The organism is Nonomuraea sp. SYSU D8015 (assembly GCF_008065375.1).
Lineage (GTDB): Bacteria > Actinomycetota > Actinomycetes > Streptosporangiales > Streptosporangiaceae > Nonomuraea.
In genome coordinates, this window is the sequence record NZ_VJYI01000008.1 from 161,133 (window position 1) to 176,769 (window position 15,637).

Annotated in this window: 9 protein-coding genes; 6 read left to right on the forward strand and 3 right to left on the reverse strand. The window is 71.3% G+C overall.

Annotation, left to right across the window (positions count from 1 at the left end; genetic code table 11):
• The first annotated feature begins 34 nt into the window (after positions 1 to 34).
• Complete coding sequence (locus ID574_RS30860) at positions 35 to 2,107, forward strand: S9 family peptidase (protein WP_188192500.1); 2,073 nt, start codon at positions 35 to 37, stop codon at positions 2,105 to 2,107.
• 31 nt (positions 2,108 to 2,138) lie between these two features.
• Here ID574_RS30860 and ID574_RS30865 read toward each other — a convergent pair whose 3' ends face one another.
• Complete coding sequence (locus ID574_RS30865) at positions 2,139 to 2,999, reverse strand: ABC transporter permease subunit (RefSeq protein ID WP_188192501.1); 861 nt, start codon at positions 2,997 to 2,999, stop codon at positions 2,139 to 2,141.
• A 256-nt stretch (positions 3,000 to 3,255) separates the two neighbouring features.
• Between ID574_RS30865 and ID574_RS30870 the strand changes: the two genes are divergently transcribed.
• Positions 3,256 to 4,659, forward strand: coding sequence for an alpha/beta fold hydrolase (locus ID574_RS30870; protein WP_188192502.1), 1,404 nt, complete (start codon positions 3,256 to 3,258; stop codon positions 4,657 to 4,659).
• 269 nt (positions 4,660 to 4,928) lie between these two features.
• Here ID574_RS30870 and ID574_RS30875 read toward each other — a convergent pair whose 3' ends face one another.
• Both ID574_RS30875 and ID574_RS60280 read right to left on the reverse strand, forming a co-directional pair.
• Positions 4,929 to 6,686 (reverse strand): ABC transporter ATP-binding protein, encoded by a 1,758-nt coding sequence (locus ID574_RS30875; RefSeq protein WP_188192503.1) that lies wholly within the window; start codon positions 6,684 to 6,686, stop codon positions 4,929 to 4,931.
• Positions 6,687 to 6,743: 57 nt separating this feature from the next.
• A complete protein-coding gene (locus tag ID574_RS60280) occupies positions 6,744 to 8,834 on the reverse strand; it encodes an ABC transporter transmembrane domain-containing protein (protein ID WP_223167243.1) in 2,091 nt (696 codons plus the stop codon).
• A gap of 426 nt (positions 8,835 to 9,260) precedes the next feature.
• On the opposite strand from ID574_RS60280, the gene ID574_RS30890 reads away from it, so the two are divergent.
• Genes ID574_RS30890 through narI form a run of 4 tightly spaced genes read left to right on the forward strand, consistent with a single transcriptional unit; the run spans position 9,261 to position 15,590 of the window.
• A complete protein-coding gene (locus ID574_RS30890) occupies positions 9,261 to 12,755 on the forward strand; it encodes a nitrate reductase subunit alpha (protein ID WP_188192504.1) in 3,495 nt (1,164 codons plus the stop codon).
• A complete protein-coding gene (narH, locus tag ID574_RS30895; RefSeq protein WP_188192505.1) occupies positions 12,755 to 14,356 on the forward strand; it encodes a nitrate reductase subunit beta in 1,602 nt (533 codons plus the stop codon). Before ID574_RS30890 ends, narH begins: the two co-directional genes overlap by 1 nt.
• Complete coding sequence (gene narJ, locus ID574_RS30900; protein ID WP_188192506.1) at positions 14,353 to 14,913, forward strand: nitrate reductase molybdenum cofactor assembly chaperone; 561 nt, start codon at positions 14,353 to 14,355, stop codon at positions 14,911 to 14,913. Before narH ends, narJ begins: the two co-directional genes overlap by 4 nt.
• Positions 14,910 to 15,590 (forward strand): respiratory nitrate reductase subunit gamma, encoded by a 681-nt coding sequence (narI, locus tag ID574_RS30905; RefSeq protein WP_188192507.1) that lies wholly within the window; start codon positions 14,910 to 14,912, stop codon positions 15,588 to 15,590. Before narJ ends, narI begins: the two co-directional genes overlap by 4 nt.
• Positions 15,591 to 15,637: the final 47 nt, after the last annotated feature.

The window sequence follows — 15,637 nt, forward strand, 5'->3', positions numbered from 1 at the left end:
GTAACAAGGGCATGTTCCTGGCAGGATTGGGCCCATGAGTGAGAGCTTCCCGCGTCTGTCTGCCAGGACCCGCCGGTTCACCCTCGGGGTGCCCAGAGGCTTCACGATCTCCCCCGACGGCGGCCGGGTGGTCTTCCTGCGGACGCGGTCGGGCACCGACCCGGTCACCTGCCTGTGGGAGCTCGACACGGAGACTCACGTCGAGCGCCTGGTCGTCGACCCGCGCACGCTCCACGGCGACGAGGAGGACCTGCCGCCGGAGGAGCGGGCCAGGCGCGAGCGCAGCCGCGAGGCGGCGGGCGGCGTGGTGGCCTACGCCACCGACCGGGCCGTGACCAAGGCGTGCTTCGCACTGTCCGGCGGCCTGTACGTCGTGGAGCTGGCGAGCGGCCAGGCCCGCAAAGTGGACACGCCGGGCGCGGTCATCGACCCCCGCCTGTCCCCCGACGGGCGACATGTCGCGTACGTGACGGGAGGCGCCCTGCGCGTCCAGGACCTGGCCTCGGGCGCGGACCTGGAGCTGGCCGCGCCCGAGTCGGAGACGGTGACGTACGGGCTGGCGGAGTTCATCGCCGCCGAGGAGATGGACCGGATGCGCGGCCACTGGTGGGCGCCGTCGAGCGACGCGCTGCTGGTCGAGCGCGTGGACGAGGCACCTGTCCGGGTCTGGCACATCGCCGACCCGGCCAACCCCGACCGACCGGCGACGGCGCAGCGCTACCCCGCCGCCGGCACGCCCAACGCGACCACGGAGCTGTTCGTCCTGCGCCTCGACGGGTCGCGGGTCGCGGTGCCGTACGACGAGGAATACCTGGCCACCGCCGCCTGGGACGACCACGCGCTGTCGATCGTGACGCTGACCCGCGACCAGCGGACCATGCGGCTGTTCACGGTCGACCCCGCCACGGGCCTCTCCACGCTGGTGCGCGAGGACACCGACCCGGCCTGGGTCGACATCGTCACCGGCGTGCCCGCGCACCTGGACGACGGGTCGCTGGTCTGGGTGGCCAATTCCGAGGGCGGCCACCGGCTGTTCGTGGGCGATCGCGCGGTCACGCCGCCGACGCTGCAGGTGCGGGCCGTGCTCGACGTCGATCACGACAGCGTGCTGTTCAGCGCGAGCGGCGACCCGACCGAGATCCAGCTGTGGACCTGGGACGGTCATTCGCTGCTGCCGGTCTCGACCCGGTCCGGGGTGTTCTCGGGGCGGATGTCCGGCGGGGTGGGCGTGCTGACCGAGCAGAGCCTCGACACCGAGGGCGTGTCGACCACGGTCGTACGCCGCGACGGCATGGCCGTGCCCATCCCGTCGTACGCCGAACGCCCCGGGCTCGACCTGCGCGTCTCGATCGGCCGCTCGGGCCGCAGAGAGCTGGCCACCGCCGTGGTGCTGCCGTCGTGGCACGAGCAGGGCTCGCGCAGGCTGCCGGTCCTCATGGACCCGTACGGCGGCCCGCACGCGCAGCGCGTGCTCAACCGGCGCGGCGCGTTCCTGGAGAGCCAGTGGTTCGCCGAGCAGGGCTTCGCCGTCATCGTGTCCGACGGCCGCGGCACCCCGGGGCGGGGCACCGCGTTCGAGCGGGCGGTGCTGGGCGACCTGGCGACCCCGGCGCTGGAGGACCAGATCGACGCCCTGCACGGCGTGGCCGAGCAGTACGGCGACGACCTCGATCTGACGAAGGTGGCCATCCGGGGCTGGTCGTTCGGCGGCTTCCTGGCCGCGCTGGCGGTGCTGCGGCGTCCCGACGTCTTCCACGCGGCCGTGGCGGGGGCGCCGGTGACGGACTGGCGGCTCTACGACACCTGCTACACCGAGCGATACCTGGGCCATCCGGACGAGCAGCCCGACGTGTACGAGAAGTCGTCGCTGATCGCGGACGCCGGCAAGCTCAAGCGCCCGCTGCTGCTGATCCACGGCCTGGCCGACGACAACGTCGTGGCGGCCCACACGCTCCGCCTGTCCTCGGCCCTGCTCGCGGCCGGCCGCCAGCACAGCGTGCTCCCGCTCTCGGGCGTGACGCACATGACGCCGCAGGAGGTCGTGGCGGAAAACCTGCTGCTGCTGCAGGTGGAGTTCCTGAAGCGGTCGCTGGGCGTGTCCTCCTGAGACGGCTCCCGGCTGCCGGTGACGGGCGGCGCTACGACCGCAGGGCGTCGAGCAGCCGGGACACGGTCAGGCCGACCACGACCACGATGCCCAGGATCAGCGAGTAGGCCCACATGGGGGCGTTCAGCAGGGCGAGCTGACCCTGCACGATGGCCAGGAGAAGCACTCCGAGCAGGGTGCCCGTCACCGCGCCGCGCTCGCCGTTCGGGCTGGTGCCGCCGAGCAGGACGGCGGCGAGCGCGAAGACGGTGGTGAACGTCCCGTTGGAGCCGGGCTGAGCCGCGCCCAGGCGCAGCAGGAGGACGAATCCGCCCAGAGCGGCGAGCAGGCTGGACCCGGCCAACCCGACGACCCCGGCCGTCCACCCCTTGTTCAGCCGCTCCCGTACGTCCTGCCTGGCCCACAGCAGTCCGCCCGCCACCGACACGACGGCGAACACCGTGAACCACAGCGCCCGTGGGAGCTCCGGGACCTCGACGGGCATCACCCTGGCGTCGGTGACCGCCAGGAGCAGCGCCTCGCAGGCCACGGCCGCGCCCAGCGTGACCGCCCAGGCGGGCGCCGACACGAGCACCGTGAACGCGCCGATGACCAGCCCCGCGACCGCTGCCGCCACGAGCACGAGCAGCGCGCCGGCCGTGAGCGTCATCTCGGCGACGTCCACGGCGGTGGCGACGAGCGCGCCGGCCGCCGCGGAGACGGCGCCGACCGCGAGGTTGGGCACGCCGGTACGCAGCGACAAGGACATCCCCGCGGCGACCAGGCCCAGCGGCGCGGCCTGCGCCAGGACGTTCATCAGGTGCCCCGTCGGGGCGGTGACCAGGACCATGCCGACCGCCAGCACGGCGAGGACGCCGAGCACGCCTTCCCACACCACCTGCCATCTGCCCACGCCGTCGATGCTGACAACGCCCCCGCACCGCCGCAAGACCGACGCCCACAACACCCCCACACCACCGCAAGACCGACGCCCACAACACCCCCACACGGATGCCCGGTATTGGCGCGCGCTCACCGCAGGGCCGTTCCGAACCCGCACGCGGCGCGGACCGGCCGTGGTCTGACAAACCCTGGTACGACTTCCCACTCCCGAAAACCAAACCCCGGTCCGACGCGCCCGGACGCCCCGATCCGGAATCGTGACCGCCATGCTGAAGCTCGTCACGATCGCCTTGACCCTGCTGACCTCGACGGCTGCGACGGCTGCGACGGCGGCGGCGCAGACCGGCCCCACCGCCGTCCCGGATTGGTCGCCATGCCCCAACGACAAGATCGGCATGGAGTGCGCCGACCTCCAGGTCCCCGTCGACTGGCGGAAGCCCGACGGTCGCAAGATCACTCTCAAGCTCGGCCGCCTGAGATCCACCGGCACGTCGGAGGGCTCGGTCCTGGTGGCCTACGGCGGCCCCGGCGGCCCCGGCATCGCCATCACCCAATCCTCTGCCTCAGGCTGGTGGACCGATCTCCGCAAACGCATGGACATCGTGACGTGGGACACCCGCGGCTACGGCGAGCAGTTCGGCGGCCTCAGCACCGGCCTGGCATGCAGCTGGACCCGCGTCCCCATCCCCGACCTCCCCCGCGACGACGCCGACTTCGGCCGCCTGTCCGACACCAACCGCGGCTACGCCGAGGCCTGCCGCCGCAAAGACCCCGAGCTGTTCGCCAACATGAGCTCGGCCGACCACGCCAGGGACATGGAGGCGATCAGAAAGGCCCTGAGCGACGACAAGCTCAACTACTACGGCGCCTCCTACGCCGGCTTCTACGGCCAGGCCTACGCCCGTCTCTTCCCTGACCGGATCCGCACGATGGTCCTCGACGGCACCTGGGGCCACAGCACCGAGGGATGGACCCGCGAGCTTGAGGAGATGGCCAAGTCCAACGAGCAGTTCATGCGGCGCTTCTTCACCTGGTGCGCCACGAACGGCTGCGAGGACGTCCCCGGCCTCTGGCGCTCTCTGATCACGCGGGCCGACCGCACCCCCATCCCGACCAAGACCGCCAATGTGGCGTACGAGTCCCGCGACCTGCAGTCCTTGGCCCTGGGCCGCGCCCGCCAAGGGGCCACGGCCTGGCCTGGGCTGGCCGCGGCCATCCGGAAGGCCGCCAAGGGCGACGCCTCGGATTTCGTGCCCGCCCGCGGCGCCCGCTACCCGGACCAGGCCACGGGTGTCACCGAATGCACCGACTGGCCCCGCTTCGCCACCCGCAAGGAAGCGGCCGCCACGACGAAACGCCTGCTCCGCATCGCTCCCAACACCGGCACCGCCAACACCCTCGCCTCGGCGACGCTGGGCTGCATCGGCTGGCCGGTGCCCGTGACCAACCCGCCCGCCCCGCTCCCCAAGGGCCTGCCGCCCATGCTGGGCGCGGGCGCATGGGGTGAGTCGGACGCGGTGGCCCGCGTCCTGGCCCAGGCCCCCGGTAGCGCCACCGTCTACCACGACGGCCCGGGCCACACGCTCTACGGCAACAACGAATGCGCCCGCGACCACATCAACCGCTACCTGACCGACGGCACCGTGCCACCCACCCGCACAGAATGCTGAGACCACCGCGAATCAGCGCGCCGATGACCACCGGAGCAGCGTGCCGATTACCACCGGGAGCAGCGCGCCGATGACCACCGGACGGCGCAGCGACCCAGCGAGCACCAGCGGCGCAGAAGGTCCAGCGAGCACCAGCGGCGCAGCACGCCCAGCCGACCACCGGGGCGCAGCGCCCTCAAGCGGTCACCCGGCAGCGCAGCACGCCCACGGCCACCCGGACGGCCCAGCATGACGACGGTCACCGAGGCGACCGGCTCTCAATGGCTTCCTCAGGACCGGGTGCCTGCCGGAGTCCCGTGCCAGCTGCTCCACAGCGCCGCGTACGAGCCCCCCTCGGCCACCAGCTCCTCATGCGACCCCAGCTCGCTGATCCGCCCGTCCTCCACGACCGCCACCCGGTCGGCGTCATGAGCCGTGTACAGCCGGTGCGCGATCGCGATCACCGTCCGTCCCTCCAGTACGGCGGCCAGCGACCGCTCCAGGTGTCTGGCCGCGCGGGGGTCGATGAGGGAGGTGGCCTCGTCCAGGACCAGGGTGTGCGGGTCGGCGAGCACCAGCCGGGCCAAGGCCAGCTGCTGGGCCTGCGCGGGCGAGATGGCGTGCCTGCCGGAGCCGACCTGGGTCTCCAGGCCCGAGGGCAGCCCGAGCACCCAGTCGAGCGCGTCCACGGCCTCCAGTGCCTTCCGCACCGCCGCGTCGTCGGCGTCGGGCCGGGCGATCAGGAGGTTGTCGCGCACGGTGCCCTTGAACACGTGATGCTCCTGGGTGACCAGCGCGACATGCCCCCGCAGATCCTTCAGCGGCAGGTTGACGAGCGGCACGCCCCCCACGGTCACCGACCCGGTACGCGGCCCGTGGATGCCCGCCAGAAGCCGGCCCAGCGTGGACTTGCCAGCTCCCGAGGGCCCCACCATGGCCAGCCGCTCACCGGGCCGGACGGTCAGCGACACGCCGTGCAGCACGTCGCGGCCCTCCCGGTACGCGTACCTGACGTCGGATGCCTCCAGCAGCTCACCGGAGGGACGCGCCGAGGACGTCACCCGATCGTCGGGCACGTTGGCGACCCCGAGCAGCCGCGCCATGGCGGCACCGCCCACCTGGAGCTCGTCGATCCACATCAGGAACCTGTCGAGCGGGTCGATGAGCTGCTGCGCGTAGAGGGCGGCGGCGGTGACCTGGGCGAGTGTCACCCAGCCGTTGGTGTAGAACAGGCCGCCGACCAGCAGCGCGCTCACCACGGGGATGACGTAGCCCAGCTCGACGGCGGGATACCACACGACGCGCAGGCCGAGGGTGTAGCGCTCGGCCGCGTAAGACCGCCGGATGTCGCCGTCGGTACGCGCCCGGCGGCGTTCCTGGAGGCCGAGCGCCTCCACGGCCCGGGCGCCTTCGACGGTCTCCGCCAGGCCCTCGGTCATGTCGGCGTAGGCGGCGTTCTCACGCAGGTAGCCGTCGCGGGCCCGCTTCAGGTACCAGCGGGTGGCCACCCCGATCACCGGCCCCGCGATCAGCATCGGGAGCATGAGCATGGGGCTCACCAGTACCAGAGCGCCCACCGTGATCAGGAAGGTGACCATCGCGATCAGGGTCTCCGGCACGGCGTGCCGCACCGTGCGCGACAGGGAGTCCACGTCGCGCGAGGTCCTGGTGATCAGGTCGCCGGACCCTGCCCGCTCCACCGTGGACAGCGGCAGGGCGAGCACCTGGTCCACGAACTCCTCGCGGAGCTCGGCCAGCACCTTCTCGCCGAGCTTGGCGGAGGCCAGCACGGCGTACCTCATGAGGACGCCCTGCAACAGCAGGAAGCCGCCGATGGCGGCGGCCACGAGCGCGACGTTGACCTCGACGCCGCGCTCGACGTTCTGGACCAGGTCGCCGAGCTGCCACGGCACGACCAGCCCGGCGACGGCGGCCAACCCGTGCAGGAGCAGGGCCGTCGTGAGCTGACGCGGATACTTCAGCGTCAGCCGCCTGGCGTAGGCACGCACCTGCTTCCGGTCGGCGACCGGCAGGATTTCGCGGGCCATGCGTCAGCCCTCCCGAGAGGGCACGCGCGGGCCCTCCCCACGAGTCCGGGGCATGAGTCAGTCCTCTCCACGGGTCACGGTCGCGGCGTATTCCGGCGAGCTGTCCAGCAACTGCCGGTGTGTCCCCTCGGCCAGCACCCGGCCGTTCTCGACGTAGATCACGTGGTCGGTACGGTCGAGGACCAGCGGGCTGGTGGTGCAGATCAGCGTGGTCTTGCCGGCGCGGGTCCTGGCCAGCCGCTCGGCGATGCGGGCCTCGCTGTGGGCGTCGACGGCGCTGGTGGGCTCGACCAGGATGAGCACCTCCGGGTCGGCCAGCAGTGCCCTGACCAGCCGCAGCCGCTGCTGCTGCCCGCCGGAGAACTCCCTGCCCGCCTCGGCCACCCACGTGTCGAGCCCGTCGGGAAGGGCGTCGATGATGTCCTCGGCGCAGGCGGTGTAAAGCGCCTCACGCATCCGCTCGTCGTCCGTCAGTTCGCGGCTCACGACCCGGCTGCGCGCGTCACCATCGCCGTCGGTCAACGCCCCACCGGTCGACCGCGTGCCGACCGGCTCCGCACCGGTCGACCGCATGCCCGCCGACTCCCCACCAGTCGACCGCGGACCCGCCGCCTCCCCACCGGTCAAGCCGTCGCCGATCGCACTGACATCGAGCACTTCGGCGTCGGGCCACGCTCTATCGGCCCGCCCATGCGCGTCCAGCGGGACGGAGCCGCCATTGCGCTCCCCAACCCGCTCGCATGCCTCGCCGACGGCCGCACCGCCGACGCCCGTCAGACGGGTGGCCTCTCCTGCGGCATCCAACTGACCGCCGGCTCCACCACTCGACCGTTCCAAGCCAGTACGAGTCGCCTCCGGCTCGAGGGAGAGCGTGTGGGCGCGGACGTCCAGTTCGTCGCGGAGGCGGCCGGTGAAGAGGCGGGCGGCGTTGTCGGCGACGAGGATGCGGCGGCGGACCTCGTCCAGTGGCAGCGTGCCCAGGTCGGCGGCGCCGAAGGTGACGTCTCCGCTCGCATACCGGCCGAGCCGGTCGGCGATGGCGATCGCGTCCTCGGGCGCGTTCGCGGCGACCGCCGTGACCACGCCCGGCTGGAGGGTGACCCCGCTGTACGAATCGCGCAACACCCCGCCCGCGCTGCTCCCGTCGCCGCCCTTGATCTCAGGCTCGATGGACAGGATGCGGATCACCCGCCCGGCCGCCACATGCCCCTTGGTCAGCTTGTCGGCCATCTCGGTGAGCGTTCTCAAAGGGCCGATCAAGAACACCGCGTACAGGTAGAACGAGACGAGCTGGCCGGTGGGGATCTCCCCCGCGACGGCGAACGAGGCGCCGATGCCGGTGACGATCGCGATGAGGATGCCGGGCAGCACGATCTGGGCGCCTTCGAGCACCGACTCGACGCGGGCCACGCCCACGCCCGCCTGCCGCACCCGCTGCGACTCCTCGCGGTAGCGGCCGGCGAAGACCTGCTCGCCGCCGACGCCGCGCAGCACGCGCAGCCCGGCGACGATGTCGGCGGCCCTGGTGGACAGCTCGCCGGAGAGCTCCCGTTGCCGGGCCTGCCGCCGGTGCAGGGGCCTGAGCAGGGGCGAGACGGCCAGGGCCATGATCGGCACGCCGAAGAGCACGAGCAGGCCGAGCGGCAGCGAGGTCGAGATGAGGATCACGGTCACCGTGACGATCGCCACGACGGAGCCGACACCGCGCAGCAGGATGTCCATGGAGCTGCCGATGTGGGCGATGTCGGAGTTGCCGACGCTGACGACCTCGCCGGTGGAGATCCGTTTCGGCAGTGTGGCGCCGAGCCTGGCGGCCTGTCTGGCGGTGAGCTGTACGGTGCGGTAGGCGGCGGCCAGCCAGTTGTAGACGGCCAGCCGGTGCCGCATGACGCCGGTGAACGCCTGCAGCAGCCCCAGCCCGAGCAGGATGGACGCCCAGGTCAGCAGGGCGCCGGTGTCTTTGGCGGTGACGGCCTCGATGCCCTTCCCAAGTACGGCCGGCATCAACGCCTGCACCAGCCACCACAGCGTCGCGAAGCCGATGCCTGCGAGGAGGGATGGCGCCTGCCGCCGGGCGTTCCACCATAGGTAACGGAGTGGGCTGCGGATGTCGGGCACGCCGGGATCGGCCTCAGGAAGGGAGCGCATAGCCCGACAAGGTTGACAAGGTGCCCCCACAACCGGCAAACGATTTTCCCGCCGAGGACGCGCGCAGCAATCCCCGCGACACCGTGCCTGCCGGTCGGCACCGCCCACCGGAGTCCGCCCCAGCGCCCATGCCCACTCCGGCACAGGCACCGGAGTTCGCCTGAACACCCCCGCCCGCACCGGCACGCCCGCTGAGATCCGCCCCGGCGCCCCACCACCATCGGGATGGCCGCCGACAGCGGGGTCTGCGTCGGCGACAGCGCGAGCCGTCCGCTGTGCCTCCCCGCCAGGGGCTCGATCGGCTTCCAAACCAGAACGCGACCGCGAACGCCACCGGAGCCGATTCCAGGTCGGCACCCGACCTTTACGAAGCCCAGACATACACCCTGTGTAACAGATAGTCACTTTCTGTGATGGAGTAGGGGTATGAGCGCGGAGGACGCCCTGCTGAAGACCGGCCGCTTCCTGCGCAGGTCGACCACCAGCGCCGACCTGCGCACCCTCTACCTGACCGGCGGCACGGAAGGCGACGCCTTCTACCGCGACCGGTGGAGTCACGACAGGGTGGTCCGTTCCACGCATGGGGTGAACTGCACCGGTTCGTGCTCATGGAGGGTGTTCGTCAAGGACGGGATCATCACGTGGGAGTCGCAGGACACCGACTACCCGAGCGTGGGCCCCGACCGCCCGGAGTACGAGCCGCGCGGCTGCCCGCGCGGCGCCGCCTTCTCCTGGTACACCTACTCGCCGACCCGGATCCGCTACCCGTACGCCCGGGGCGTCCTGGTCGAGATGTACACAGAGGCCCGCGACCGCCTCGACGACCCGGTGGAGGCATGGGCAGAAATCACGACAAATCCGGAAAAGCGGAAAAAGTACCAAAGCGCCCGCGGCCACGGTGGTCTCGTCCGCATCACCTGGGACCTCGCCACCGAAATGATCGCCGCCGCCCACGTCCACACCATCAAGACCTACGGCCCCGACCGCATCGCCGGCTTCTCCCCCGTCCCCGCCATGTCGATGGTCTCCCAGGCCATCGGCTCCCGGTTCATCTCCCTGATCGGCGGCACCATGCTGTCGTTCTATGACTGGTACGCCGACCTCCCGGTGGCCTCCCCCCAGGTGTTCGGCGACCAGACCGACGTCCCGGAGTCCGCGGACTGGTGGGACGCCGCGTACCTCCTGATGTGGGGCGCGAACGTCCCCGTCACCCGCACCCCCGACGCCCACTGGATGGCCGAGGCCCGCTACCGCGGCCAGAAGACCGTCGTCGTGAGCCCCGACTTCAGCGACGCCGCCAAGTTCGCCGACGAGTTCCTGAGCATCCGCCCGGGCACGGACGGCGCCCTGGCCATGGCCATGGGCCACGTCATACTCAAGGAGTTCTTCACCGACCGCGAGACGCCCTTCTTCACCGACTACGTCAAGCGCTTCACAGACCTGCCCTTCCTCGTACGCCTGGAGGAACGGGCCGACGCCTACGTGCCGGGCAGGTTCCTCACGGCGAAGGACCTGGGCTCCCAGGAGGAGGCGGCCGAGTGGAAGACGGTCCTCCTGTCCCCGGAAGGCAAGCCCGTGGTGCCGAACGGCTCGATCGGCTTCCGCTGGACCGAGTCGGGAAAGGGCCGCTGGAACCTCGACCTGGACACCGACCCCCAGCTCACGATCGACGGGAGCGAGACGGCGGAGGTGCTGCTGCCCCGCTTCGACGACGGTGACCCGCTCCGCAGGGGCGTGCCGGTGACCGCCGTCGGGGGCCACCTGGTCACGACGGTGTACGACTTGCTGCTGGCCCAGTACGGGGTCCAGCGCAAGGGCCTGCCCGGCACGTGGCCGGCCGGCTACGAGGACGACACGCAGCCCTGCACACCGGCCTGGCAGGAGCAGATCACCGGGGTCCCGGCCGCCCGGGCCGTCAAGATCGCCAGAGAGTTCGCCAGGACGGCGGAGGCCACCCGAGGCCGCTGCATGATCATCATGGGGGCGGGCACCACGCAGTGGTTCCACGGCGACACGATCTACCGGGCGTTCCTGTCGCTCCTCCTCCTGACCGGCTGCCAGGGCCGCAACGGCGGCGGCTGGGCGCACTACACGGGCCAGCAGAAATGCCGCCCCCTGGCCGGCTGGTCGCTGCTGGCAGAGGCCGCCGACTGGTCCAGGCCGCCGCGGCAGGCCCCCGGCACGGCGTTCTGGTACCTGCACACCGACCAGTGGCGCTACGACCGCTTCGACGCCGGCGCGCTGGCCTCCCCCCTGGGCCGCGGCGCCTTCCGCGGCAGGCACACCGCCGACCTGGTCGCGGAGGCGGTGCGGAACGGCTGGATGCCGATGTCCCCGACGTTCGACCGCAACCCCCTGGACCTCGGCGACGCCGACGACCCCATCGCCCACGCCCACGCCGAGCTGCGAGCGGGCCGCCTCCGCTACGCGGCCGAGGATCCGGACGACCCGCGCAACTGGCCACGCGTGCTCACGCTCTGGCGCTCCAATCTCCTGGGCTCCTCCGCCAAGGGCAACGAGTATTTCCTGCACCACCTCCTGGGTACGGCCTCCAACCTGCCGCACCCCGACGAGCAGGCGGCATCGGGCAAGCTCGACCTGCTCCTCACGCTCGACTTCCGGATGACGTCCTCGACGATCTTCTCCGACATCGTGCTCCCGGCCGCCACCTGGTACGAGAAGCACGATCTGTCGAGCACCGACCTGCACCCGTTCGTGCACGCGTTCAACCCGGCGATCCCCCCGCCCTGGGAGACAAAGACGGATTTCTCCGCCTTCCACGCCATCGCCCGCGCCTTCAGCGATCTGGCCGACGAGCACCTGGGCGTCCGCAGGGACGTGGTGGCCACGCCCCACCAGCACGACACGCCCAGCGAGATCTCCCACGCCCGGGAGCCGGCCCTCCACGTGGTCGAACGCGACTTCGGCGCGATCGCCGACAAACTGGCCGCTCTCGGCCCGCTCACCGAGCAGCTCGGTGTCCCGGTCAAAGGCCTCACCTTCTCCCCGGACGAGGAGATCACCTGGCTCGGCCAGCGCTCCGGCCTCGTCCCCCGCGGCGTGGCCAAAGGCAGGCCTGAGCTCGACACCGAGGCCAAGGCCTGCGAGACGATCCTGGCCCTGTCGGGCGTGAGCAACCCCCGCCTGGCCGCCCAGGGCTTCCGCCGGCTCGCCGAGCGCACCGGCGCCGCCGACCTCGCCGGCCTGGCCCGCAGGGGACGCCGGATCATCTTCTCCTACGCCCAGGCCGGGCCCCTCCACGTCGCCACCAGCCCCGAATGGTCCGGCAAGGAGTCGTACGACCGCCGCTACTCCCCCTTCACGATCAACGTCGAGCACGGCAAGCCCTGGCACACCCTCACCGGCCGCATGCACTTCTTCCTCGACCACGACTGGATGCACGAGTACGGCGAGGCCCTGCCGGTCTACCGTCCCCCACTGGACCTCACAGCACTACTGGGCGAGACCGGCACGCTGCGCTTCCTCACCCCCCACAGCAAGTGGTCCCTTTTCTCCGAATACCACGACAACCTGCTCATGCTGTCGCTCTCCCGCGGCGGGCCCACGATCTGGATGTCCGTCGAGGACGCGGCCGGCCTCGAGATCGCCGACAACGACTGGGTGGAGGCGGTCAACCGCAACGGCGTGGTCGTGGCCAGGGCGATCGTCTCGCACCGCATGCCGCCGGGCACGGTGTACATGTATCACTCCCCTGACCGCCTGGTCGACGTGCCGAAGTCGGAGGCGACCGGCCGCCGCGGCGGCATCCACAACGCCCTGACCAGGGTCCTCATCAAGCCGACCCACCTGATCGGCGGCCACGCCCAGCTCTCGTACGCCTTCAACTACCTCGGCCCCACCGGCAACCAGCGCGACGAGATCACCACCATCCGGCGCAGATCCCAGGAGGTGCGGTACTGATGCGGATCATGGGCCAGATCGCCATGGTGATGAACCTGGACAAGTGCATCGGCTGCCACACCTGCTCCGTCACCTGCAAGCAGACCTGGACCAACCGGCCCGGCGTCGAGTACGTCTGGTGGCAGAACGTCGAGACCCGCCCCGGCCAGGGCTATCCCCGGCGGTACGAGGACCAGGACCGCTGGCGCGGCGGCTGGACCCTGACCCGCAAGGGCAAGCTGCAGCTTCGGTCCGGCGGACGCCTCCACAAGCTGCTCTCCATCTTCACCGAACCGGTCATGCCCTCCATACAGGACTATTACGAGCCCTGGACCTACGACTACGAGAACCTCACGAACGCCCCGCTCTCCGACGACGTCCCCGTCGCCCCGCCCAGGTCGCTGATCAGCGACGAGCCCACGAAGATCCATTGGAGCGCCAACTGGGACGACGACCTCGCCGGCGACCCCGCGCCCGACCCCGTGCTGGCCAAGGTGTCGGAGCAGGTCAGGCTGGCGTTCGAGGAGGCGTTCATGTTCTACCTGCCGCGCATCTGCGAGCACTGCCTCAACCCGTCGTGCGTGGCCTCCTGCCCGTCCGGTGCGCTGTACAAGCGCGAGGAGGACGGCATCGTGCTCGTGGACCAGGACCGCTGCCGCGGCTGGCGCATGTGCGTGACGGGCTGCCCGTACAAGAAGGTGTACTTCAACCACAAGACCGGCAAGGCGGAGAAGTGCACGTTCTGCTTCCCGCGGGTCGAGGTCGGCCTGCCGACGGTCTGCTCGGAGACGTGCGTCGGCCGACTGCGCTACCTCGGGGTCCTGCTGTACGACGCCGACCGCGTGTCGGAGGCGGCCTCTGTCGCCGACGAGCGCGACCTGTACGAGGCCCAGCTCGACGTCTTCGTCGACCCGGAGGACCCGGCCGCCGAGACCGCCGGCCTGCCGTCCGACTGGCTGGAGGCCGCCCGCAGCTCGCCCGTGTACGACCTGATCAAGAAATATCGGATCGCTCTCCCCCTGCACCCGGAATACCGGACCCTGCCCATGGTCTGGTACGTCCCGCCGCTCTCCCCCGTCGTGGACGCGCTCGCCGGCACCGGCCACGACGGCGAGGACGCGGTCAACCTGTTCGCCGCCATCGAGGCGCTGCGCATTCCGGTCGGCTACCTGGCGGAGCTGTTCACCGCGGGCGACCCGGCGCCGGTGACCGCCGCGCTGCGCCGCCTGGCCGCGATGCGCTCGTACATGCGCGCCGTCAACCTGGGCGAGCAGCCGGTCCTGCCGGACACGGGCCTGTCCGAGGAGGAGCTCCGCGACATGTACCGGTTGCTGGCGCTGGCCAGGTACGAGGAGCGCTACGTGATCCCGACCGCGTACGGCAACCCGCCCGGCGTCGTGGAGGAGGCCGGCTGCAGCCTCGACTACGACGCCGGGCCCGGCATGCTGTCGCCCTTCGGCGAGGCGTCAGGGCGTCCGGTCCCCGTGTCGATCGAGAACTTCCACAGCCTGAAGGATCGCCAGACCGGCGACGAGGTCACCCACGACCGGATCAACCTCCTCAACTGGGACGGCCGCGGCACCCCGGCCGGGCTGTTCCCTCCCAAGAGGAGGCGGGCATGACCAAACCGGTCGTCTGGCAGGCCGCCGCGCACCTGCTGGCCTACCCCGACGAGCGCTTCTGGCGGCGCCTGCCGCTGATCAGGGACGCGGCGGAGCCGCACTTCGCCGAGTTCCTCGGCCGGGCCGAGGAGCTGGGGCCGGGCGAGCTGGCCGCGCATTACGTGGAGACGTTCGACCTGGACCGGCGCTGCTGCCTCTACGTGACCTACTACACCGACGGCGACACCCGCCGCCGCGGCGAGTCCCTGGCGGCGCTGAAACGCCGCTACCGGGCCGCCGGGTGGGAGCTGATGGACGATGAACTGCCCGACTTCCTCCCGGTCGTGCTGGAGTTCGCCGCGCTCGACCCGGCGGGGGTCACGATGCTCGGAGAGCACCGGGCGGGGCTGGAGCTGCTGCTGGCCGCACTGACCGAGCGCCAGTCACCGTACGCGCACGTCATCGGCACGGTGTGCGCCGCGCTCCCGCCGATCACGGCCGCCCAGCGGAGGCGGGCCAGGCGGCTGGCCGCGGGCGGGCCGCCGGCCGAGACCGTGGGCCTGGGAGGATACGCATGACCTGGGGCGAGAGCATGCTCTGGGTCGTCGGGCCCTACGTCACCATCATGGTCTTCGTCGGCGGTCTGATCTGGCGCTACCGCTACGACCGGTTCGGCTGGACCACGCGCTCCTCCGAGCTCTACGAGAGCCCGCTGCTGCGGGTGGCCAGCCCGCTGTTCCACTACGCGCTGCTCGTCGTGATCGTCTGGCATGTGATCGGGCTGCTGATCCCCATGCGGTGGACCGACGCCATCGGCGTGTCCGACGAGGCGTACCACGTGAACGCGCTCGTCTGGGGCGGCCTGGCCGGCCTGGGCACGCTCGTGGGGCTGGCCCTGCTGATCTACCGCCGGCGCACCCACGGCCCGGTGTTCCTGGCGACCACGGCCAACGACAAGACCATGTACGCGGTCCTGGCGGCGGCGATCGTCTCGGGCGTGGTGACGACGGCGGCGGGGTTCGTGCCGAGCGAGGCGAATTACCGGACCACGGTCGCCCCCTGGTTCCGCGGCGTCCTCATGCTGCAGCCGGACGCCGCCGCGATGGGGCACGCGAGCGGTCTTTACAAGGTGCACACGCTGATCGGGATGGCGCTGGTCGTACTTTTCCCGTTCAGCCGCCTGGTGCATGCGCTTTCCGCCCCGTTGGGCTATTTGTTCCGTCCTTACATCGTGTATCGGAGGCGGGCGAGGTAGCGTGCCGCGGGTCCCGGGAGGGGTCTCGGTGCGCCAGAATCGACCCT

Excerpts from the sequence above, each read along its gene's own strand:
- narI (WP_188192507.1), top strand. The coding sequence starts at position 14,910 with ATGACCTGGGGCGAGAGCATGCTCTGGGTCGTCGGGCCCTACGTCACC.
- ID574_RS30860 (WP_188192500.1), top strand. The coding sequence starts at position 35 with ATGAGTGAGAGCTTCCCGCGTCTGTCTGCCAGGACCCGCCGGTTCACC.
- ID574_RS30890 (WP_188192504.1), top strand. The coding sequence starts at position 9,261 with ATGAGCGCGGAGGACGCCCTGCTGAAGACCGGCCGCTTCCTGCGCAGG.
- narJ (WP_188192506.1), top strand. The coding sequence starts at position 14,353 with ATGACCAAACCGGTCGTCTGGCAGGCCGCCGCGCACCTGCTGGCCTAC.
- ID574_RS30875 (WP_188192503.1), bottom strand. The coding sequence starts at position 6,686 with ATGGCCCGCGAAATCCTGCCGGTCGCCGACCGGAAGCAGGTGCGTGCC.
- narH (WP_188192505.1), top strand. The coding sequence starts at position 12,755 with ATGCGGATCATGGGCCAGATCGCCATGGTGATGAACCTGGACAAGTGC.
- ID574_RS30870 (WP_188192502.1), top strand. The coding sequence starts at position 3,256 with ATGCTGAAGCTCGTCACGATCGCCTTGACCCTGCTGACCTCGACGGCT.
- ID574_RS60280 (WP_223167243.1), bottom strand. The coding sequence starts at position 8,834 with ATGCGCTCCCTTCCTGAGGCCGATCCCGGCGTGCCCGACATCCGCAGC.